At 61.5% G+C, this 24,312-nt stretch carries 1 protein-coding gene (only partly in view); it reads left to right on the forward strand.

The genetic code is table 11. From position 1 onward, the window contains the following. Positions 1 to 24,312: the 5' portion of a PASTA domain-containing protein gene (locus QZ307_RS00380; RefSeq protein ID WP_295994214.1), read on the forward strand. The gene runs 14,016 nt beyond the window's last position; only the first 24,312 of its 38,328 coding nucleotides appear in the window; its start codon is at positions 1 to 3; the stop codon falls past the right edge of the window.

Genomic DNA, 24,312 nt, shown 5'->3' on the forward strand with positions numbered 1-24,312 from the left:
ATGGAACACAATACGCAAAATAATCGTGGAAACGCCACGAATAAGGGAGGCCTGGCGGGCGCCTTTGCGAAGGGGCGCAGCGACCGTCAGCGTGAAAACGCCTACGACTCCCAAGCCCATTGGCATACGGAGGTGCCGGCTGCCCCGGCGCCGATAAACTCCTTTGCCGCGAAAACGTGGACGAAGGTTTTGTCGGTGTGCCTGTCGCTGCTGCTGGCGCTGACGATGTTCGACGCCACGGCCCTGACCTCCTACGCCGACGAGCTGGCTGACAACGCCACGCCCATGGCCGACACGGCCGATCAGGAAGAGGCCGCCAAGGCCGCTGAGGAAGAGGCGCGTCAGAAGGCCGCCGAAGACGAGAAGACGGCCTGGGCCACCACGGTGCAGGGCGCCGCGCTCGACCAGAAGGTGCTGGCCTCGCTGGTGCCCCAGAAGCTCACGTCCGCTACCGAAGTGCTCCCCCAGGTAACGGTCGACGCCGATCAGGCGAAGGAAACCAAGAAGGCCGACCTGGCTTCGCGCGTGCGTCCCAACCTCATCATTTCCGGCGTTCCCTACAGCGGCGCCCAGGGCCTGTACGTGAAGGGCACCAAGGCGCGCGCCAACTTCGAGCTGGGCAACTTGGACGCCAGCCTGGAGGGCGGCTTCATTGCCGGCTCCCGCGAGGGCGATCGCTTCGTGTTCACCATTGAGGCTCCGTACCTGTACACCGACGACGAGGGCAACGTAGCCACCACCTACTCTCAGGAAGAATGGAAACTGCGCACGGCCCTGGCCAACGAGGCTTCGCGCGCCATCGCCAAGGCCGACAATGCCGCCACCTCGCTGAAAGACGCCCAGACCGCCGCTGCCACCGCCGCTGCCGATGCAGCCACGGTGAAGGGCGCCATGCGCGCTGCCGTGTTCGCCGACGCCCTGCCGGCCGGCTGGTCGTTGTGGCAAGAGCATGACGGTCAGTACCTGCAGCTTTCCGCCGACGACCTGAAGGCCGGCGTGTCTGGCCGCCTGGTGTTGCGCTACGACGCCAACGGCGGCAAGCTCGACGCCAACGTGGCGCTTCCCCAGGTACAGCTGGGCTTCGTGGGCGGAGCACCTGAAGGTGCTCCCGTATCCGTCTACTACGGATACGAATACCACTCCTTCACGGGCGCCGAGGAGGGCGCCAAGCCCCAGTACGGTAACGTGAAGCGTGGCAGCGCCGGCATGTACGCCCTGGTCAACGAAACCAGCGATGCCAAGGCGAACCTGGCTGTGAAGCCGCTGTCCGCCGCTATGCCTCGCACGGCCGACGGCCGCGGCACGGGCTACCTGACTCAGCTTATTGCCTACGCGGTGCCCGAGAAGGCCCCCGACGCTACGGCCGTGGCTTTGGGCGCGTTCTTCCCGGCCGACTATCAGGGCAAGGGCGGTCTGGGCCTGGAAACTCTCATGGCCTACAAGATGAACAAGGACGACCAGCCCGAGGCCAACCGCTCCAAGGGCGAAGTCGATACCTCCAAGAAAACGCGCGAGGACAACACCTTCGTGGGCGTGCCCGGTAAGGGCGGCGTCATGGTGCTGGATGTTACCGGCCTGTCCGACGAGGAAATTGCCTCCATCAACCCCCTGAAGGCCTCTACCGTTGAGGCCCTGGGCCTGGAGGCGCTGCCCTACTCTGTTACCGAAGAGGGCCGCATCCAGTTGTCGCGCTCCGGTAAGGACGGTCATATCGACGCTGGTCAGAGCCGTACGCTGTATGTGGCTGCTCCCTATGCGGAAAACACCGTGGCCTTCGAGGGCAACGCGGACAAGTCTCAGCTGGTGAAGGCGCATTTCGATGTGCAGGTGGCCGCAGTGGCCGCCGGCGACAACACGGTGTACGCCGAGTCCTTTGATATCGAGACAGCCTTCCAGGCCGCCGAGTACGGCGAGGCCTTCATGACCGACGAAGAGGTCGAGGCCCAGCAGAAGGCCGAAGAAGAGCCTGCTCAGCCAACCGATCAGCCCCAGCTGCCCGGTCTGCCCACCATCGGTGGCGAGGGCAACCAGCCCGCAAGCACCGACGAGCCCGAGGGCGATCAGCCGGCCCAGGGCGACCAGCCCGCCGACGAGCCCCAGGGGGCCGATCTGCCCGAGCCGCCGGCCGAGGCCAACCAGCCCGAAGAGCCGGCCGAGCCCGAAGAGCCCGCGGCCAACTACGTGGAGCATCCCGAAAGCGCGCCGGCGCAGCTGTACGACTCGGTAACGGGCTTCGATTTCCTGCTCACCTCCATGACCGGCATCATGCCCTTCGCCAACGACCGCGTGGACAAGCTGCCCGATACCTACTTGGATCCGAACCTGCATATCGGCAACGGTACGCCGGTGCCCAACACTACCAATACGGTGATGATCAAAACATCGGAGCAGGTGTACATGAGCCTGCAGCCGAACCCTACGTACAAATCGGGCTATCTAGGTAAGTCTGAAATATATGAGATGGACGAGCGCCGCGATCAGGCCGTTATCTTCCGCTTAGATATTCCCTACCTTTACTTCGATGCCAAGGGCTCCAAGGAAACGCTCAGCGTTGATGAGTGGGAGAAAGCTCAGCTGGTACCTGAAAACCAGGTGAAGTTCAAAAACGACCACCAGCGCTTGGCCTACTTTCCCGACACCGATGCCATCAATCGTTACGATTTCTCGCAGGATGGCAACAACTGGTATACCGCAGAAGAGATGACCGATGAGGAGACGGGCCCCCTCAATACTGGCCTTTCTGGCACTTGGTACGTTCGCTATAAAGGTACGAGTAGTGAGAAGCTGTACCAATTGCTTCCTGGTGCCTCAACGTTAACGGGCCAGGTGCGCTTCGTCGGCACGGTGCCCGATAACACTGGCGCCACCATTCTTTTGGGGTACAAGTATCAAACACTCACCAATGCCGATGGCACCGAAAAAGTGGGTTACAGCCCTACTGAGGTTGAACCTGGTCGACCTCGTGCTCAGGGCGCTTCCAACGTGCTGCGTGCCACTTTTATTCAAACGAACCTGAAATGGGAGCTCACCAACCGCTCTATGAATACGCCCGTGTTGTGGGATCAGTACAACTATGCGGTATATAAGGTGCAGGTGGAAAATACCTCCGATACGCGCGACTCCGAAATCGACTTCCTCAACTATGTACTTATGTTTGATGCAGCCACGGGCTCTACCCCCGGCATCCGAGCCGAGGACTTGCTTACCTGGAAGCAGAAGAACGGTACGGGCGCGTTCAACAAGAACGATAACGTTGCCTACGACGAGAAGTCGGCCATGTATATCGGAAAGCCGAAGCAGGGCGGTGCCCTGGTGTATGACGTGTCTAAGCTGACTGATGATGAGATTAATCAAATTGACTTTGTTGACTTCTCGAATGTGAAAGATTTTGGTCTACAAGAGCTTGCCTACGGTACGGGCGGCAAGGCGGGCCAGATTGCGGTCGATATTCGAGAAGAGGATATGCCGTATGGTAAACACCTGTTCTCTCATACCGATAAGGCTAATCTATCGGTAAGTCCTACTTATACGCCGCCTGAGGATGAGTCAAACGTTCACACGTTGCTGGTGGCCATGCCCTATACAACAAACTACGGCAGTGGCGACAAGGATCTACCCACTGCTAAGCTGAAGACTTACGCTACGGTGAACTTCGGTAACCGCGGTTACGACAAGGACGGCAACTCCAATGACTACCAATGGATGGAGGAGAAGCAGACTATTTCCAAGTTTGCTAATCCGAAAAATGAGGTAACGCTAGCAAAAAGTGCCAAACATATCAGCACTGGGGCTTTGGCTGAACGTCAGGATGCTCCGCTTGGCGAGATGGTCACGTACACGATCGACTCTATCAACAATAAATCAAACACTCCGCTGTTTGGTGTGGATGCGAAGGCCACCTACGGCCCCGAGTTGTCCGACCAGTTGCCCCATGGTTTCCAGTTGTCAGGCATCACTATCCGTGTGAATGCGAGCGAAGAGTCTCAGATGGTGGGCGAAGGCGACGAGGCCCATCGTTCGGCGGCCCTGTCCGACTGGTACGACACCACCAAAAATAATGGAGTCATTCAGTTCCAGGTTAAAGACAAGAGTAACAATGTAAGCTGGGTAAACCTAGATGCTGCCCTCACCGAGGTGGAACGCGCCGCCGACGATAGCTACGCCTTGTACCGCGTAGGCACGGTCGACACCGTGAGGGGTGGCATCGCTCAGATGCTGCGCGCCAAGAAGATCGGTGAGATCCCTGGTCGTAAATACACTTTCAAAGATGGCGAGATCGAGGCTGTCTTTACGGGCGTGTTCCGTGTGCTGTTCAAACATCAGTTACCCACTGATACCAAAGTGTCTAGCTCGATTGATGTTACGGGCCTCATGATGGAGCGCGTATCGAATGGCACTAGCGGTCGGTATGACAACTACGCTGACATCACCTATGGTGAGCGTCGCTGGAGCGCGCAGAATAATAAGTTCAATCAGCCGAAGGTGACGACGCGACCCGTGATGGCCGCTTTTGCCCCCAAGAATCCTGTGCCTCTGAATGTAGACAAGGTATTCTCTATGTATGACGGGTCGGGCACAACCGACTCCAATATGGCCAAAGAGGCGGACAGCCGGAATGCTTTGGTTAAGCAGCCTAATGCCGGCTATCGCTTCCGTTTTGGCAATGAATCTGAATCGCGTATGGCTCCGGCTGTCATTACTATCGGCCCTATTCCCGACGGCATGCGCCGCCTGACCGATGCTTCGGGCAATACGGTGCTGGATCCCACGACGCCTCGTAAAAATATGTTTGTGGCCAGCAAAATCAAGCTGGGGCCCGGTTTCTTCGGTGACAACGCGGTGGCGCCCATCGAGAAGATCACCTTGGGCTACTACGCTACCAATAACACCGGCGATGTGCTGCGCCGCACGAAAGAGGTATCAGTCAGCTCCTTTAAGCCCGAGTACAAGGACGGCGTTGCTACGGGCAACTACTACCTCGATTTGGAACCGTTGGGCATTGCCTACCTGCTGGATGTGCAAATCAACCTGGAAGAGTTCTCGAAGAGCAAGACCGTCGAGCAAGCTCAAGCTATGGTGGAGATCATCGGTACGCCTGACGAGGTGGGCGACATCACGGTGTCTTCCTACTTCCGTACCGATTATGAGAATGCGAACTCGAACCTAGGCAAGGGCGACAGCGCCACGCTGCACTCCATGTATGTGCCGATCGCTCCGGCCGTCAGCGCCTCCTACGGTTATATCGATGCTGCGGGAAACAATCAGGCCAGCGCGGTACCCTATCGTTGGGGCGACATGGAAGACGAAATCGCCTACTTCCGCTACAACCTCACCAACGACTCCAACTACTCCATCAGCGATTTCGACACTGATTTGCTGGTGAACAACTTGACCAAGGCCAACGATGGCACGCGCGATGTGTGGCGCGGCTTCCTGACGCGCTCCATAGTGGTGCCGGGCTTCAAGTACGGTGCCGTGGCGGTGTTGGATAGCGAAGGCAATCCGATGCAGGATGAGACTACCCACCAGCCCATCACCGAGACACGTTGGTACTACCAGTATGGCGAGATCAGCTCCATCGACGTGTTTGATCAGCACAACGCCACAGGCACCATTATGAAGGACGAAAAAGAGGTGGCTCCCAACAAGAGCTACGACATCGTCGCGGCCCTGAAGAAGCTGGGCGCCTCGGGCGGCTCGGTGGACATGGGCGACGGTTCCACCTTGGTCATGGATGCCGCCAAGGGAACTCTTACGTTGAAGGTGGCTACGAATGGCCTGGTAAACGGCACGGTCTCTGCGGGCGCCTCCGAGAAGGCTCCCGTGAAGATGGTGCGCGTGCGCTACAGCAAGGTGAACGACCATGCCACGGGAAGCAATGCTCCGGTGGTGTACCTGTACGGTCGTGCCGACAGCCATACTAATGTGTCGACGAACATCCGCGGCTTTGCCACCACGGCCTCGTACGGCCCCGACATGATGCTGCCCATCGGCAAACGCATGAGCGGCAACACCAACCTCATGGCCGGCGGCACCACCATGACCTTCGGCACGTTCGGCTCCAGCATTGATTGGACGGTCACCAAGAGCAAGAACGCCCGTCCGAAGCTGGGCACCGAAGTAACCGGCGCCGCTAACACCGCGGTAGAGGTGGCCAATTATTCCGACGGCAACGCCTACACCTTCACCATGAAGAATGCGGGCTACAACCGCGCCGACGACACCACGCTGTCGGTGAACATCGACGACCTGAGCCCCTACCTGAAGGACCCGGTCAACGACGTTCAGGGCTTCAAGACACGCACGGTCACTCTCAACGACGCTCTGTTCAACTTCGGTACCACGGTGCGCCAGGACAACGATCCCTCGAAGTTGGGCAGTGCTCTTCTGGGTGCCACCTTTTACTTCCGCGATGTGAAGGACGAGGGCGGCACGAAGACGGCCGTGGCCAAGGGCAAGACAGTCGAGCTGACCCTGGCTCAGCTGCAGGCGCTGTATACGGCGAACAAGCAGGCTGACAACACCTTTGAGCTGGATATGACCACGGGTGACTTCGCCGACTGCGCCGATCTGTATTTGGAGCGCATCGAGTTCAACTACTCCGAAGTGGACCCGCATTTTGCCGCAGGTCAGAAACATGTGAACGCCGCCAATAACCGCGACGTGAAGGTGAAGCTGACCGGCAAGGTGAACCACTGGTACAACAACAAATTCTCCGAAGGCACCATCAGCGGCCAGAACGCACCCATTGAGTACTCGAAGGTGCGCGCCACGGCTCAGGTGTTGCAGACGGCGCCGCTGGATCACCCCAACAACAAGAATAGCGCCCAGGCCTACTTCAAGGTGTATTTCCCCGCGCTAGCGCTGCACACCTATGGCCAGTACGGCCCCAACTTCAATGACTATATGAACAAGCATGCCGTGGGCGACGGCAACTGCTCCGATGGCTCGCGCACGGTTATGGGCATTCCCTACGACCGCGATTTCAAGCTGTGGGCCAACCTGTACAACGAGCGCTCGGTATCCACGTTGGACGACCTGGACGTTACGCTGCAGCTGCCCCTCGAGTACGAATCGGCGCTGCAGCTGGACGGCTCGTCGAAGAGCGACTACACGGGTTTCCATACCACGCGCGTTACGGTGAATGCCGAGCTGTTCGAAACCTTCAAGCGCGGCACCGTGGGCTCCATTGTGTTCACGGGCTACGACGAGGGCGCCGGCGCCAACACTAAGCCGGCCGTGACGGTAGAGCTCTTCCCCGATCCGGACTACCGCGCTTCCAGCCGCACGCCCGTGCCGGCCGAAGAGGCGCTGCCCGATTACTTCGTTGACGCCAAGGGCAACCAGTATACGTTCAACGACGAGGGCGATTTCGTCATCGAAGAGAAGACCCTGCGCGAGTGGGGCATTAAGAACCTCAAGACCGTGAAGCTGTCCTCGTGGCAGGACATGGCCGTCGACCACTCCTCGAATAAGAGCGAGCAGAATGTGGTGTTCGAGGGCTTCTCCGATCAGAACTTCGATACCTCGAAGTACCTGACGGCCACAACTGAGAATTACCTGCTGAAGTTGCGCGGCGCGAACATGATTCCCGGTATGCTGGGCACGCCGGTCACCCGTGCCGACCGGTCGCAGATCTATCTGTCGAAGATGTACTTCGACACCATCAACCGCGCCGGTCTGTACGACTCCAACGCCAGTGGCACTACCAACGCCCCGGGCGCGGGTCATCGCTTCTCGCAGTACACCTATGGCTCATGGGACAACTGCCATAGCCATCACAACAGCTCCTACGCCTCCAATGGCGAGTACAACTATGCCCTGGACGTGGGCTATAAGTCCCAGGTGTCGCTGCTGGCCGATTTCCGCCAGGTGAACACCCAGTACAACGAGTACGGCCCCGAGAACACCTGCCATACTGAGCAGGGTCCCTGGAGCTCCTACAACTTCAGCGGCCGCAACCTGTACTTTGTGGGCGCCGAAACCTACAACACCGGCATGGTGCTGCACATGACCCAGACCATGCCCAACAACTACTTCGACTCTTACTATCTGAAGATCCGTCGTCAGGCGGCCCAGTATGTGGACAAGCTGACGGTTACCTACTCCGACGGCAAGAAGATGGAGATCCAGGGCGACGAGATCAAGGCGCTCCTGGCTGGCACCGACGCCGACTCGGTGCAGAAGGACTACGATAGCAAGCAGTACTTCCGCGTGAACCTGCTGGCGCGCGACGCCAACGATGAGCCGGTAAAGAGCTTCGGCGACGACAACGGCGCCGGTTCCTACCGCCATCCCATCAACGACTACGAGAACGTGACGGTCACGCCCGGCTCGCCGAAGTTCACCGTGACCAAGGTGGAGTACGACATCCGCATCAACCAGCATCAGTTCGCTACGGGCGAGAACCGCTACATCTCGGGTCAGGGCGACTGGACCGAGAGCGATACGGCGAACGCCAAGGTGCGCCAGCCCGATTACGGCAGCTGGTTCGGCAAGACCTACAAGTCCATCGAGGACATCGTGAACCAGATGTCCTTCGAGGTGAATGGTCGTATGTACACCGAGACCACCACCGCCGGCATGAACATGTACGTCGACACCTCCCTGGAGGTGGGCGGCACGAACTCGGGCAACAACCGTCCGGGTCACGTGGCGCTTACCCGTTCCGATACGCCCGAGCGTCATGCCAACGATCGCTATGCCAGCGCGTGGTCCTACCAGGACTACCATCGTACGGGCGACTACTGGCATCACTACGATGGCGTGGCCTACATGCGCCACCTGCGCAGCCGCACGAACGTGGTGGCCCGCACCGACGGCAACTACACCATGGAGGGTATCAACTGGGGCGGCAAGGATCAGACCCAGCTGAACGATTACGATAACTATGTCAGCGGCACGAGCCACGCCCTCTTCGGTGGCGACGTGAACTTCGCCACCTCGTTCTACCGACATACTATCTATAGAGGTATCTATTCGGGCGATCAGAGCTACACCAGCACCTGGGGCTCCGACACCTATTACCCCAATGACTGGGGCTGGAATTACACGTCCTTCGCCGACAAGGTGAACATTGGCGACACGCTGCCCTGGTGCCAGCCCGACGAGGACTTGGGCTACTATGGCTTCTTGTCCACGGGCCTGCAGGTGAAGGCCGGTGTGCTGAACCATCTGCGCAGCTACGACCGCGCCACCATCACCTTCACCACGAAGAAGTGGCACGCCACCGAGGATCTGAACACCGACGGCTTCGCCATCTTCGAGCAGGAGGCCGAGGGCCGTACCTTCCAGCTGCGTCAGGACGGTCTGTACGAAAAGAACGGCGAGACTTGGAACAAGATTTCCAATGAGGGTCTGGCCTTCCTGACCGCAGGCGGCACGGCTGGTTCCGGTGGCTACATTCAGTTCAGCCGTCCCGACGAGGAGCCCCACAAGGAGATCATCGACTACAAGGCCGCCAATGGCAACCGTATGGTCACCATTCCGCTGGACACCAACGAGTTCATTGCCACCTACGACATGAACCTGGGCCCCTACAACGGCAACGGCGACATTACGGGCGAGCACACGGGCCTGTCCGTGGATCGCGACGGCAACAGCGGCGTCATCGACATCCGCCTGCTGGGTCGCCCCTACATTTATAAGGGACAGAAGCACCCTGCCTACAAGTTGGCTTCGGGCAAGCACGACAGCTGCGGTGACGTAGTGGATGCCCGCAACCATGTCAGCTCGCGCTCCTACAACTTCAAAGATCTGTCCACGCCCATCGGCAGCTACACGGCCCAGTCGTTCTCGGGCGTGCACCCGGGCCACACCGACTGGAAGAGCTCGAGCAACGCCAGCATCGAGCATCGCAACCGCGACACGGCCTACTTCCTGGGCTACCTGATCCCTTACGGCTATCATTCTTGGCTGTCGGTAAATCGTAACGGCGACAACTACCACAGCCTGAACCGCCCCGACGTGCCCGACTACCAGGCCGATAACTTGACGCCCAACGTGGTGCGCTACGAGACGCGCTTCCGGAATATCAACGACGTGAACGAGGGCGTGGACGACGAGAACCGTGCCGCCCATATCAGTCAGGTGCGCCTGCGCACCAGCTGGAACCCGGCGTTTACCCAGCCTGTTACCGGTGGGGCCGACTCGCTGCGTGTGCAGAAGGTGTACGTGCCGGCTCAGTTCGTGCCCGTGGGAACCCACAGTCGCGACGACAACTGGTTCCGGGCTCAGGACTTCCAGTTCACGGTTTACCACGTGCAGCTGGGCACCACGGCCACCGTGCGCCTTTCCTGGAACGATATGATCAACCTGGGTATTCTGTCCGGTACGGTGTCGGGCTCTGGCACCTCGGCCACCTTCACCAGCAACACCAATGCCAGCTCGGTGTACCCTGGCTGCTTCGTCATCGACATCGAGAAGTATCTGCGTATGACCGAGGTGAAGCAGGCCAACGCCGATAAGTCCACCGACGAGCTGTTCAAACTGTTTGCCGATGAGTTTGGCGCGAACCTGGCCGGCTACACGTTGGCTGCGGGTCAGACCGAGGCTGACGCCAAGAAGCATGTGGTCGATCTGGTGCAGGCTGGTATCGTGGGCCACTATGCGGCTACGGGCAAGACAAACACCCTGGGCGGCGCCTTCGAAGCCGACCCTTCGGTGAACCTTACCTATGCGGCACCCTATGTTACCTCGGCGCAGTTCCTGTTCGTCTCGCCCCACTCCAACCGCGAGAAGCCGGCCACCATGCTGGACTCTGGTCAGTGGCTGGGCGCGAACCGCTCGCGCAATAACGAGGATTACCAGAACAACTTCGCCTTTGCCTATGATGGCGTGTATGCCGATCGCGAGGTGGAGGACTTCCGCACCGCCGCGGAAACGGGCAACGATCCGGTGAAGGGCAACTGGAACTACTGGTCCACGCCTACCTTTGACAAGCAGGGCAACGGCTTCGGCGGTATGCGCATGACTACGGGCCTGACGGTGTCCGACGTGGTCACCCGCGACCCCAACAAGAAGAGTATCGTGCGCCACGAAGACAACACGCGTCAGTACGACCTGTCCCATCGCCTGGGCGTGCTGACCACCGACATGCAGCGCGGCAAGAAGGTGCAGATGAACGGTACTACCACCTCCATCTTCGCCTACGACGCCGACAGCAAGTCCGCTACGTCGCCGGTCAGCTACAACCCCGATGCCACTACGGGCACCAACGGCAGCGGCATCCCCAACGGCGACCTGTATGCCGGTGACTACGTGGAGTACCGCCTGTACGTCGGTGCCGGATCGCAGAAGGTGCGCACCGATCTGACCAACAGCGGCTCCGATGCGGGCACTCCCTTCGAGCTGGATCCGCTGCCTCTGCAGCATGTGGATGCCCGCTTCGAGGTGGGCAAGGGCCAGCGCATTGTGGGCTGGGAGGTAGAGAAGTACTACGACAGCACCAAGAAGAAGTGGGTGGATAACAACAGCGCTGCCCAGGGCTCCGGTGCGGTACTGCCGGTGACGGCGAAGCTGACCCAGGCCGATGGCTCCGGCGCCATCAACGTGGATCCCCAGGTGGATCTGTCTCGCGCCACGGCAGGGGAGGGCGACGGCCGCACCTTCGGCACGGGCGACGAGCAGTACGACCAGAACCGCAACCTGGTGTTCTCCATCGGCGACGCCTACACGGCCACCAAGAACAACGCCAACGCCACCAGTCAAATCGATCCGGGCCGCGGCGTGTGGATCCGCGTTATTACCCAAATGACCGACGAGTGGGAAGAGGACGAGGCCTACAACGACGAGGCCAACCAGACGAACCGCAACGACGAGCCTTCCTACAAAGGCAAGTCACTGCGCGCCAACTTCTATGCCGTGGCGGCTCCGCTCCATGGCTACACCCAGTACCGTTGCTACAACAACGACGGCTCGGGCGGCGGCAACAACAAGGCTACTGCTGACTTCGCCAGCGATGCTGACGAAATCGGCTATATCCGCGGCGCCCATTCCACGGGCAATGGTGTGGCCGACAACTGCGTGGCCAACGACTCTACGCTGCTGAAGTACAGCTTCATCACTAAGGCCGACGAGCGCACCGTGCGCTTCGACGGCTACAACCAGCTGGCCGCTCACGATCACTCCAACGTAGTGTTCCATACCCATGTGAAGGAAAAGCCGGGCGACGAGAATGACGCTAACCGCGTGGCTATCACGCCGGAGTTCTGGGATTGGGAGACCAAGAAGCTGAATCCCACGTCGGCTTCGGGCCAGCCGGCCAACGCCGACGGCAACCGCATGCGTCTGCGCTTGACCAACATTCGTAACAGCACCTGGCACGAGGCCACCATGACGGTGACGGTGTCCTTCATGCGCGGCGTGAACGGCACGGGTACGGTGCAGGGCTCCTACAACGACAGCACTCAGGGCTTCGATGCCTATGGCAATCCGGCGGGCAAGCGCTTCTTCGAGCTGACCCGCAAGCCCACCTACACCGCCGACGAGACCATCGAGGAGCTGGGGTACCCCCGCGCCGATGTGACCGATAACGCGGAGTGGAACAACACTACGCCGGCCAAGCGCCTCGGCCTGTCCAGCACGGCGTCGGATGCGGCGCGCAGCCGCGCCCTGCTGCCCGGCAGCAAGAACCTGACGGGCGACGGCGTTGACACGAGTGCGGCCGATCGTCGTCCCGAGGTGAAGATCGAGTACTACGTGCCCGATTGGAACAAGACCGCCACGCCGGCCACCCTGATGCTGGAAGAGCGTGAGACTATCACGCCCTTTGCGGTGAATGCGCCCACGGGCGACGGTGCCTGGGTTAGCTACGAAGAGCTGGCGGCCCGCTACACCGTGGGCGACGTGACCGAAGAAGGTGCGCAGACCCCCGAAGGCCACACCGCCAACGGCAACGTGTTCCGTGACGTTACCGGCGTGCGTATGACCTATTTCGACCTGCCGGCCACGGCCGACGGCGTTACGGCCTTCCCGCTGGACGACGTGTCCCTGCTGGGCGTGTCCCGCTACCAGGACACGCGCCTGGACAACACGGCCGTGGGTCATACCGGTGGCGAGCAGCAGAACCTGTGGCAGCCCTTTAGCCAGGCCGACGTGTCCTTCACCCATACCGACAAGCAGGAGACGGTCATCGACTTCGTCGACACGGCGAAGAGCACCGGCCCTACGCCCGTGATGGTGGACAACGACCCGGTATCCCACGATGTCATGCTGACCAAACAGGACGAGGGCAAGCGCAAGATGACCACCATTTGGCGTCGCACTCCCGTCATGCGCTTCCAGAGCCAGGTGTTCCAGAGCGCCGACGAGGCGGCAGCCCTGTACGACGCCAACGCCAAGCAGAAGACCGGCTACATCCCCGGCGAGCAGTTCTGGTACAAGAACAGCCTGACCAACGTGCCGAAGCGCACCAACGTGGGTATTACCACGCTGGAAGGCGAGCTGTACAACCCGGTGTTCTACGAGATGATTCCCACCCAGTACCTGAAGGATGAGAAGGATCAGACCATCACCGCCGAGTACCTGGCGAAGCACCTGAAGGTCAGCTGGTACGAGAACTACCAGAAGCGCGGCAGCAGCACCTGGGTGAGCAACAACGACGTTTATGCGAAGCGCACGAACGGCATGAAGCTCATTGTGGAGCCCGTGGCTGACTACAACCTGCCCGACTACGGCGGCGCCATGATCTACAACAACACCTACGTGACCACGGGCGGTGGCCATGGCGACTACTTCGCTGATCTGGATCCGCGCGGTACGCTGACCGAGGGCGATGCCTCTAAGAAGGTCAGCCAGGAAACCACGTTCACGCTGTTCAAGATTTCCTGGATTCCCGTGGGCCAAGAGCTGCCTAAGGGTGCTGCGGAGGTAAGCCGCGTCGAGAACGCCGGCGATCAGGGCGGCTCCATTGTGGATGACGCGCTGCAGTACGATCGCCCCATCGACGAGATTATGCCGGACTCCACCCGCATGGAGGTGGGCGACCGCATCGAGTTGTACTTCGACGTGTACGCTTCGGTGGACAACTTGCCCCAGGTGTATCAGCGCCAGGGCATTACCGACGATCGCCTGAACGTGGCTACGGGCACCACGGGTATGGAGCCTGCTTACTTCCCCCGTGTGGGCGAGTACTACTATACCGACTACTGGCATGAGGGTTCTGGCTGGACGGGCCATGTGAGCCCGCTGGGCAACAATGGCGATGCCTACACGGGTACGGCCTGGACCGATCAGTCGGTTCGCGACAGCTGGGGCGCTTTCCGCTTCGCCACGGAAAACGTGTACATGGACATGGACTACCTCATGCTGGACTCGGCCTTCTCGGGCGATAAGCCGGAGCAGACCGACACCTGGGAGATGTTCGACGGCTCCTACACCTACATCCCCGGTGAGGGCAATTCCTACGGTCAGTACAGCACCGGGTGGAACATCAACGGCTGGGGCATCAATGGCATGGGCATGTACGCCTATCCCTACAACTCCGGTAATGGCTCCGATCGCAACTACCACACTAATATTCAGACTACGGGGGCAGCCACTGACAACTACAGCTTGGGCTATCTGCTGGATACTGATATGAAGGTGTCCAACAACAAGCAGGTTACTCGCTACACGCCGCGCCCGAAGCCGGGCACGAAGGCTTCGGTGGAGAACCAGCTGCCCAGCGATACCCACTATGTGTGGTGGTACGACAGCTCGAACAGCCATAACACGGGCGGAAGCAGCCAGAACAGCGAGAACGCCCTGACCAATGGCGCCAGTGCCCTGGAGAACCGCCATCGCTTCGTGCGCGACTGGTATGCCTACGTTACCAAGCCGCGCGTGAACGCCACGGCTGACGACGATCGCTGGGAAAGCACTACGCCGTTGGTGTGGTCCGAGACCCGTCTGCATCTGCAGAAGGCGTGGCTGGCCACGTCCTCGCGCTTCATTTCCGGTTCCACGGCCACGGCTGGCTCCGGTGTGTCCGATTACGAGACCCGTCGCTATTACAGCAGCGAGGACACCCATGCCGGATGGCAGCCGGCCAACTACGACTACTCTGGCGAGCACTATCGCGACCATCGTGGCGTCATGCTGGGCCAGTACACCACGGCCCTGCAGTACAACCAGGACTTCGTCAGCGAGCTGATTGCCTACAATTACGGTGACCGCAACCTGGACGGCGTGGAATTCACCTACGTGATGCCCCGCGGCGTCGAGCCTATTCTGGACGGCACCGTCACCGACATCCCCACCGAAGGCGATGACGACCTCGAGGAGAACGTCGTGTCCTATAAGGGCCAGGTGTCGCTGCGCGTTGATGCCGATGGCCTGGAAGAGCCCATCATTGTGGACGTGGTGAACGCCACGGGCAATGTGGCTATCGAGAACTTCGAGCTCACGCCGAACACCACCATGGTGCTGGGCGGCGACGACTTCACGCTGCCCGAGGGCGACTACTGGATTGTCATCAAGTCGGTAGGCACCACCCCTGAGGGTCTGCCCTTCCAGGAGGGCGAGTACACCTACCGCGTGCTGGTTGCCGGCGAGGACGGCAAGCAGAAGGTAGAGGAGCGCACCACCAAGTGGAAGCCGCTCAGCTTCCACATCACCGCCCACGAGTCCATGGTGGAGGCCAACCCCTCCGAGACCACGGGCGAAGACGGCGAAAAGGTGTCTACGGGTATCGTTGCCAGCGTCGACGCTGCCACGAAGGACGAGAAGAAGAAGGTATACGCTGAGAACGGCACGCCGGTGCGCCTGTCTAAGTACGAGGGCCCGGTGAATGCCGACGGCACCAACGCCGACGGCGTGGCTGTCATCACCATTGGCAAGAAGAACTACATCAAGGACGAGGCTGGCAAGTTCGTCTCGTGCACCGAAGAGGGTCGCTACGTTGAGGTGAACGTCTATGACTCCGAGGTGCCTTCGCAGGTAAGCGGCTCGCTGTCGCTGAACCGTATCGAGGTGAAGAGCCCCGTGTCGGTTACTCTGCATGCCGAGGGCGCCAGCCCTGAGGCCCCGGGAACCGTGGCCATTGTGTCCATGACCGAGCAGAAGACCTCTGAGCCGAAGGTGGACGAGGAGGGCAACCCGGTCACGGACGAAGAGGGCAACCCCGTCATGGAGGAAAAGGTCACCTACGTGGAGGGCCCCGTGGTGGAGGGCTACGAGGCTGTGCCCGTGGCTGCCAACGGCAAGGTGCAGGTGGCAGAGCTGCCTCGCGGCCACTACGGCATCAAGGTGACATCCTCGCCCCAGATGTCCAGCGAGCTGGGCGGCGGCCTGGGCTACACCACGCCCGCCGGAGCTGACCACTTCTACGTGGTGGGCCTGGGCGATCCCATCGAGCGCGAGTATACGCTCGAGCATATCTGGGATGCCAGCCCGGTGAACCTGACCGTGTCGGCTTACGGTGCCGATACCCCGGCCTACGTGGTCATTCGCACCGAGGGCGGCGATGTGGTTGATCCGGCCACCGGCCAGGTGGTTCTGCCGGCTGAGGGCGAGGAGACGGTGGACGAGACCGCCTACCGCATTCCCGTGACGAAGGACGCGAAGACTCTGTTGGCCACCCTGCCCAAGGGCACCTACTTCGCTCAGATGGTGCAGGCTCCCACCATGGCCTACACCTATACGATTTCCGAGCCCGAGTACGACAAGAACGGCCAGCCCACTGGCAACGAGATCGAGGTAGAGAAGAACGGCACCTGGGACTTCATTGCTCCCGCTGAGGTGTCGTACTTCGAGGCCGACGGCCACGGCACCGTTATCGACCTGGCCATGGAGTGCACCTTGGCCGAGGCTCCTGCGGTGGTGGCGGGCCAGTCGACGGTGCGCATCGACATCGCTGCCGCGGGCGTTGCGGCGTCCGACACGGCCAAGTACAGCCTGAGCCGCGTGAAGATTGTGGGTGAGGGCGAGTCGGCGGTGGCCACCGAGGAGCAGATGGTGCAGCGCGCCAGCGTTGGCTTAGGCCGCCCCGTGTTCCTGAAGAGCCTGGCCCCGGGCACCTATCGCCTGCGTCTGGTCGAGTCGCCCAAGCTGGCTGACGGCACCACCTTTGCTCTGCCGGCCGATCCCATTGAGTTTGTGGTCGAGGACGGCGGCGCGGCCGTGGATCTGTCCCTTACCCTGGAGCCCGGCGCTAACGCCGGCCAGGTAACGGTGACGGCCCCTACGGATACCGCCACCTTCGTCGACGGCGCGGAGTTCACCTTCCATGTGGAAGATGCCTCCGGTGCCGTGGTGCCCGTACAGGGCGCCGACGGCCAGCCCGCCGAGCGCCGCACCATGAAGGTAGTGGACGAGACGGTGCTGGGCACGCTGGAGGCCGGCACCTACACCTTAGTGATCGACGAGCAGAGCTGGAGCGACAAGCCCTACCTGTGGAGCACGGCCTTCACCGTGGACGGCACCGGTGCCGTCACGGTGTTCAAGGTTACCGCGAAGGACACCGCCGAGGTGCGTACGGCTTCGCTGGCCGGCGGCTTCGCGGCCTTCGCCCTGGCCTGCCTGGACGAGGCAAGCGCTCTGATCGAAGAGGCCACGGGCCTGTCGACTGACGCCGATGGTGCCGCGGCGCCCGATGCTGCGCTGCCCGCAAGCCTGACCGGTACCGACACGGTGCTGGCCCAGGCCACGGGAGCCGTGGACGAGGCGGCGGCCGAGGCCGTCGAGACGGCCGATCTGTTCCAGGTGACCGCGGCTTCCGCTGAATCCGATGCGGCCATGCAGGCCGTGACGCCCACCATGCCCGCCGTGGCCGAGGACGGCGAAACGGCCGAGGAGACGCCCAACGGCGAGTTCTTCGACGCCGCCGATCAGGCGGCGATTGCCGAGGCCCTGTCCCGTGGCCTGGCCGAGGTGTCCTCGGTTGAGGACGACGCGTCCGCCGATGAGTCGGTTGCGGCCTCGGTACCCACCGACGGCGTCGGCAGCCCCACGGCGTTCTACGACGCCGAGGCCGAAGAGGGCACGGCGCCTTCCGAGGGCACGGTGGACACGAACGACCTGGAGAAGCTGGCTACCCAGATCAAGCCCCAGGCCTTCCTGCTGAAGAAGACCACGGCGGTGGGCGGCAACTACTCGCAAGACCCCTATGCCGCTACCGAGTGGATCGACATCAGCGACCTGCTGGAGCTTGAAGTGGTGCAGACGCCCACGAGTGCCTTCGCCGACTACTACGCGCCCAGCGCGATGCAGGATCCCGGTCGCTCCAGCGTGGCTGCCACGGCCAACACCGACAAGAACACCTACACGGCGGTGGCCGCTGAAGGCTCCACCAATCATTCGATCAGCTATCGCGACAGCTCGCAGCCGTGGGTGCTGAAGATCAAGGTGAAGCAGGATCTGGCCAAGTGGTTCGGCCGCAACATCGATGGTCGCACCTGGGATGCGGCCGACCCCGACGTGGTGCGCCGCGGTGGCGCCTACGCCCAGTACGCCAAGGCTATCGAGGACGCCCTGAAGGGCAACGGCGGTTACCAGATTAAGGTGAACATCCCGTCCCACGTGTTCGGCAACAACGAGAACGAGGGCTGGTTCGACCGCGTGCTTACCCGTCCATGGGATCGCCCCGCCGAGGAGGGCGGTGTCACCGGTCAGGACAAGGGCAAGGGCCAGGAGCCCAGCCGCTCGAGCGCCTATTACCAGATTTACGACTACGACCACTTCGAGGGTCTGGCCAAGGATCGTACCCGCAATATGCAGCCCTTCGGCATGGACTACAAGTACACGCTGCAGCGCTACTACCGTACGCGCACGGGCGAAACCCAGCTGGCCGGCTCTCCCAACATGCCGGCGGTGAACGGCTGGACCGTGCAGAATAACACGGTGCGCACGACCGAGCCCACGGATACGGCCACGGTGGTCGATCCCATGGGCAAGGCTGCGGCCAACCTTGACTTCTGGAAGAAGGCCTACAAGGACGAGACCACGGACGGGCCGGTGCTGTATGCCCAGACGGGCACTAACGCCGTGATGCGCAAGCCCGTGGTGCGCGTGTGGAACTCCATCAGCCTGCCCGACGTGCTGGGCGGCAACCAGGAGGACGGCACCATCACCGATGGCGTAGGTTCGACCTCGGCCAACTACTACATGGAGGCTGAGACCGATACCCGCCAGGTGAACGTGCATGTGGAGAACCGCTTCTGGTGGGATGCCTTTGCGCGCCACTACGCCGACAACAACTGGCGCGGCTGGGTCATCAACGAGAACCGCTGGGCCACCTACTCCAAACTGGGCGGCCAGATGGGTGATTTGGTGCTGCCCGTGGTTACCGTGGTGCTGCCCTACGGCATCACGCCGGTGCACCGCGAGACCCGCAAGCCCTATGGCCAGTGGGCCGACCAGACCCAGGAATTCCTCTACGAGGACTGGGACATCGCGCAGTCCACGAACGCCAGCTGGGGCAATGCCGGCGAGGTGAACCAGAACGAGTCCCTGGAGTGGCTGAAGGAGAACTTCACCGCCACGGTGACCTATGAGAAGGTGGAGGCCGACGCTACCCAGTATCCGGCCAGCCAGATTAATACAGAGAACTACCGCTTCGTGGTGCGCTTCCTGCCCAAGGGCGACGATCTGAACAACGATCCCGCCACCGAGCAGCGCATCCTGTCGCATCAGATGGACACGTTCAAGTTCTCGGTGGCCATGACCTCCGAGCCCGAGTGGGCCGAGCTGCCGGCTCACAAGGAGGCGGCGCGTACCACCGAGTCGATCCGCACCTACGTGACCAGCGCCATGACCGGCTACAAGTCGCTTATCGACAACAACATCTCGCATCCCAGCTGCGGTGCCGACCCCTACACCGTCGGTGCCCCGGCTCGTTTCCGCGGCGCTGGCGACTGGCGCCAGCGCGACGTGCGCCTGGATGCCGTGTCGGCCTCCTACGCCACGCGCTGGGGCGACAGCTCGTCGTGGGGCTCCATCGGCCACAACACCACCAACCATCTGGGCACCGCCTACTACGGCGACGCCCATGGTTGGGACGCCTATCGCTATCAGTGGGAGTACGACAACGTCTTCAGCGGCAACTACACCTACAGCCACAACGGCTGCTACATTCAGTCGAACGGGCAGTGGTACCACCGCAGTCACTGGTGGAACACCATGGAGTTCGTGTCGCGCCTGCCCTACAACTTCTACAATGCCGGCACCCAGACCAACGACCAAGTGCAGTACAACCATTTGACTGGTTACTTCGGCACCTACACCGAGCAGGGCGGCTCCACCCGTCCCGGCGCGGCCACGGTGCCCCTGGCCGGCCCTGCGGGCAACCGCGGCATGAACGTTTCGGAGTACAACTTCCGTACCCAGTACGGCCTGTCCACCGAAACCACGAACAACCTGAACAACAACAAGCAGGATGAAACCGGTGCGCTGACCACCGACAGCACGAACTCGGCGGCGGCGAAGACCGAGAAGTTCGCCACCCGCGCCGATGGCAAGCAGGCCACCCATGTGGACGGCGGCGTGTTCGCGGCCAGCAAGCTGCGTCTGAAGACGCCTACCCTGGGCTCCGACTACAAGATCCAGAACACCCCGACCGACAAGCCCACTGACAGCACGGTGGCCGGCGGCAACCTGACCGACAGCGAGGCCCTGCCACTGCCTGGCACCGAGAAGGGCGCGCTGCTGGGCAACACCCAGGCCGATGCCAAGGAAGGCACCTTCGAGTACGACGACGAGATGTGGTTCTCCGCTACGTTCCGCAACTCCATCATCGGCAACAAGAACGCCTCGGGCCAGCAGGGCAAGGAGGGCGCGCTGCAGCACGCCAAGCTGGTGTTCTCGGTGTACCTGCCCGAGCAGGTAACCTTCTATAACCAGCAGAAGCTGATGAACCTGGGCGAGGTGGTCAACCCCAACCAGTTCGAGAAGCTGTTCTGCGATTACACTGGCGACGACTACTCGTTCTACGTGGAGTACACCTATAAGGACCGCCACACCGACACCGGCAAGGTGAAGGATCCGGAGACGGGCTCGGCGGTGTATCCGAAGCGCGAGACGCAGCAGAAGAAGTATATGCGCCTGACGCCCAAGCAGCTGATCGAGCTGGGCTGGACCGTGCGCGTGCGCGTGCAGTCCGACTACGACAAGGACACCTACAGTAACGCGGCTAAGAAGCATACCGAGTACGGCAAGCCCGACGTGGACGACCCCGACGACGGCGTCGATGCCGACGACGTGAAGAGCCGCAGCCACGCGGGCGAGACCATCGTGTTCGAGCTGACGCCGCCCGACGACGCCAACGACGCCGAGTTTGTGAAGCACAACAGCCTGCTGTCTGCCTTCTGGGACAACGTGCGCGCCGACGGCTATGTGGGCGCTGGCGACGTGGTCACCTTGAAGGTGCGCACCCGCATCGACAATCTGGGCGATGAAGAGTCGGCCCTGGAGGGCCTGACCGACGCCGACGGCGAGCTGCTTACCTATGCCCAGCAGCTGGAGACCATCCGCTCCTGGTCTACGCAGGCCACCAAGGCCTACTTCGCCACTGAGGATCGAGACGTGGCCTGGCTGCCGCGCGAGACCGGTTGGAGCCATCGCTTTGCCGCCGACACCACGGCCACGGTGTCCAAGGACGCGAAGATCTTCCGCGCCAAGAAGGACACCAAGGGCAACGTGCTCTACGGCGAGGACGGCTACCCGCAGGTGGAGTCGGTGGTGGACGCCAACGGCGCCGATGAGCAGACCGTTACTTTCAAGGCGGGTGAGCTGTACCTGAAGCCCACCATCGAGGAAAACTCCACGGCCGTGTACGGCGTGGGCGGCTTCAACAACCAGTCGCCCGAGTACTTCCAGTGGGTAGATGAGCCCTCTTTGGTGTACGACGAGGCCGAGCATCAGGATCCCGATACCCAGGACATGGTGCCCGCGCAGGACTACGATAAGGACGGCGTCTACGAGAGCGGCGATGCCATCACGCGCCCCGACGGCACTCCCATCGTGCGTCCCGAGCGTCATATGTCCTCGGTGTCGGGCGTGTTCAAGATTCGCAAGCCCTCAGCCAGCGTACGCGTGGACACCGGTATCGTGCGCGTGCCCACCAACGACACCGACTCTACCGACTCTACCCAGGGTGGCAACAACAACCTGTACGTTACCCAGGCCATTAACACCGGGGCGGCGGTGAACTCGTTCATCGTCGACTGGCAGGTGCCCCTGTGGGCCCTGGGCAGCCAGTCCAACGAGAACGTGCCGCTGAACAGCGTGACCACCCCCACGGGTAAAGTGACCCCCGATATCGAGAAGGTGAACTCGGGCGTGTGGGAGATCCCCGGCACCTACGAGCACCGCATCACCAACCCGGTGACGGGCGAGGAGTACGTTACCTCCGAGGGCAGCCACTACTTCACCGACACGGGCGAGGAAGTGGGTTCCTGGCGCATTGACTTCTCGAAGGGCTTCACCCAGGATGGCAAGACCGTGTGGCCCTACTACGCCAACGACGATAACGACTACCTGGCCAAAGACGGTACGGTCATCGACCGCGACGACTACGACAAGAACAAGGACAAGGCGGCCGTGGTGTCCCGCACATCGACGGTGCGCACGCCCATCAATACCCCCGAGGCTGCGGCGAACCGCGCCATCGAGGACAAGCTGTGGGTGCTCGTGTACGTGCGCCGCGCCAGCACGAATCTGAAGGACAAGGTGAACGGCTACGTCGAGCAGAACGGCGCCGCCTACAACGACCGTGAGAACTTCTCGGTTCCTGGCACCGACGCCGATCGCGACTACTTCTTCGGCGAGGATGACGCCTACGACTACAACACCGCCGGCGAAGGCGACGGCTACGGTTGGGAACTCGTGGGTTACACGAACGTAGGCGCTAAGCAGAATATGTCGTTCTCCAACGGAGTGGCCAAGGCCGGTACGCAGATCCGCCAGATCCGTTGGGTCATCCGTGCTTGCGACGTGGACAAGAACGGTCGCCCGATCATCGACGATGACACCCTGTCGCACAAGGTGCCGGTGCCCACGGGCTTCCGCCTGGCCGTCGATGCCGACCCCGATACGCCCCAGAGCGAAGAGGCCGATCAGGTCGATCCGCACCGCAACAACACCGCCTGGGCCAAGCAGAAGGGCGGTGACCTGAAGGCGAACGGCGTCTATAACGAAGACATCATCTACAAGTACGTTGACCGTACTCTGGGCAACGTGAATTACTTGGATATGTCCAAGGTATACAAGATCGGTCCGAACCAGCTGTACTACTTCGGTGAGATCATCACTACGAGGAAGGGGAGCGGCGGTCGTGAACTGAGCGCGGCTGAGCTGGCTGCAGCCAAGAGGGGCACGGCGCCCAATCCGGCTGTAGGTGGCGAAGACTGCTGGGATCGTACCATGCAGGGCGACTTGGTAGTGGAAGACTATCAGCCCCAGTGGGTGACGGGCTCCTCCATGCCCGAATCCATGACGCGCAACGCTGCGGGTATTCTGGGCCACGCCTTCATCAGCGAGCTGCCGAAGGTTCAGGCCACTGCGCCGCTGTACGGTGTCATGTCCCTGACCGAGCGCGAGCCCGGCCAGGACATCACGCTGCTGGCTGACAAGAGCACCCCCGAGGTTATTACCCAGGCGGTGTCCGATGCCATGACCGACGCAGGCCTGAACACCACGGTGGAAACTTACGCCGAGGGCGAGGACACCAAGTTGGAGAAGTCTGACTCGGTGCACGTGAACCACTTCGCCACGGTGGTGCCACGCTACGATGATACGAAGTACGCGCAGTTCGAGCGCAGCCGCGCCGGCTTCTTCCGCTCCGATGAGAAGCCCACCATTAAGATCGATGCCAAGCAGTGGTATTTCTCTGGCACTGCGAATAATGGTTATGGGTGGACGAGCGAGTCCATCATGCTGGACCCCGAGGACTCCCTGTTCCTGCGCTACGAGGTAACCCTGTACAACATCTCCGAAGGCCAGCTGCGCCTGCTGGGCTTCGAGCCCGGCGATGACGGCGATGGCTACAGTGTGGACACCTGCACCAACCCGTCCATCTCGGCGCTGCTGCCGCGCATCCAGAATTTCGGTCCCACCCCGGGCTCGATGTTCAATTCGCTGCCCGACTTGACAGCCAATCAGAAGAAGCGCATGACTCAGGCCGACGAGGTACGCGCCATCGGCACCAAGCTGCAGGCGCTTCTCGACGACTCCGATCGCGCCGCTTTTGAGGCGCAGCTGACCAGTTTGGCCAACCAGCTGGAGAAACTGTGCGGTAAAGAGCGCACCGATACGGAGGCGGCCATTGCTCCCACCATCCTGAACGGCGATGCGGTGCCCGAGACGTCGCGTACCGAGGTAGAGGGCATCATCAACGCC

Source organism: uncultured Adlercreutzia sp. (genome assembly GCA_910585575.1).
Taxonomy (GTDB): domain Bacteria; phylum Actinomycetota; class Coriobacteriia; order Coriobacteriales; family Eggerthellaceae; genus Adlercreutzia.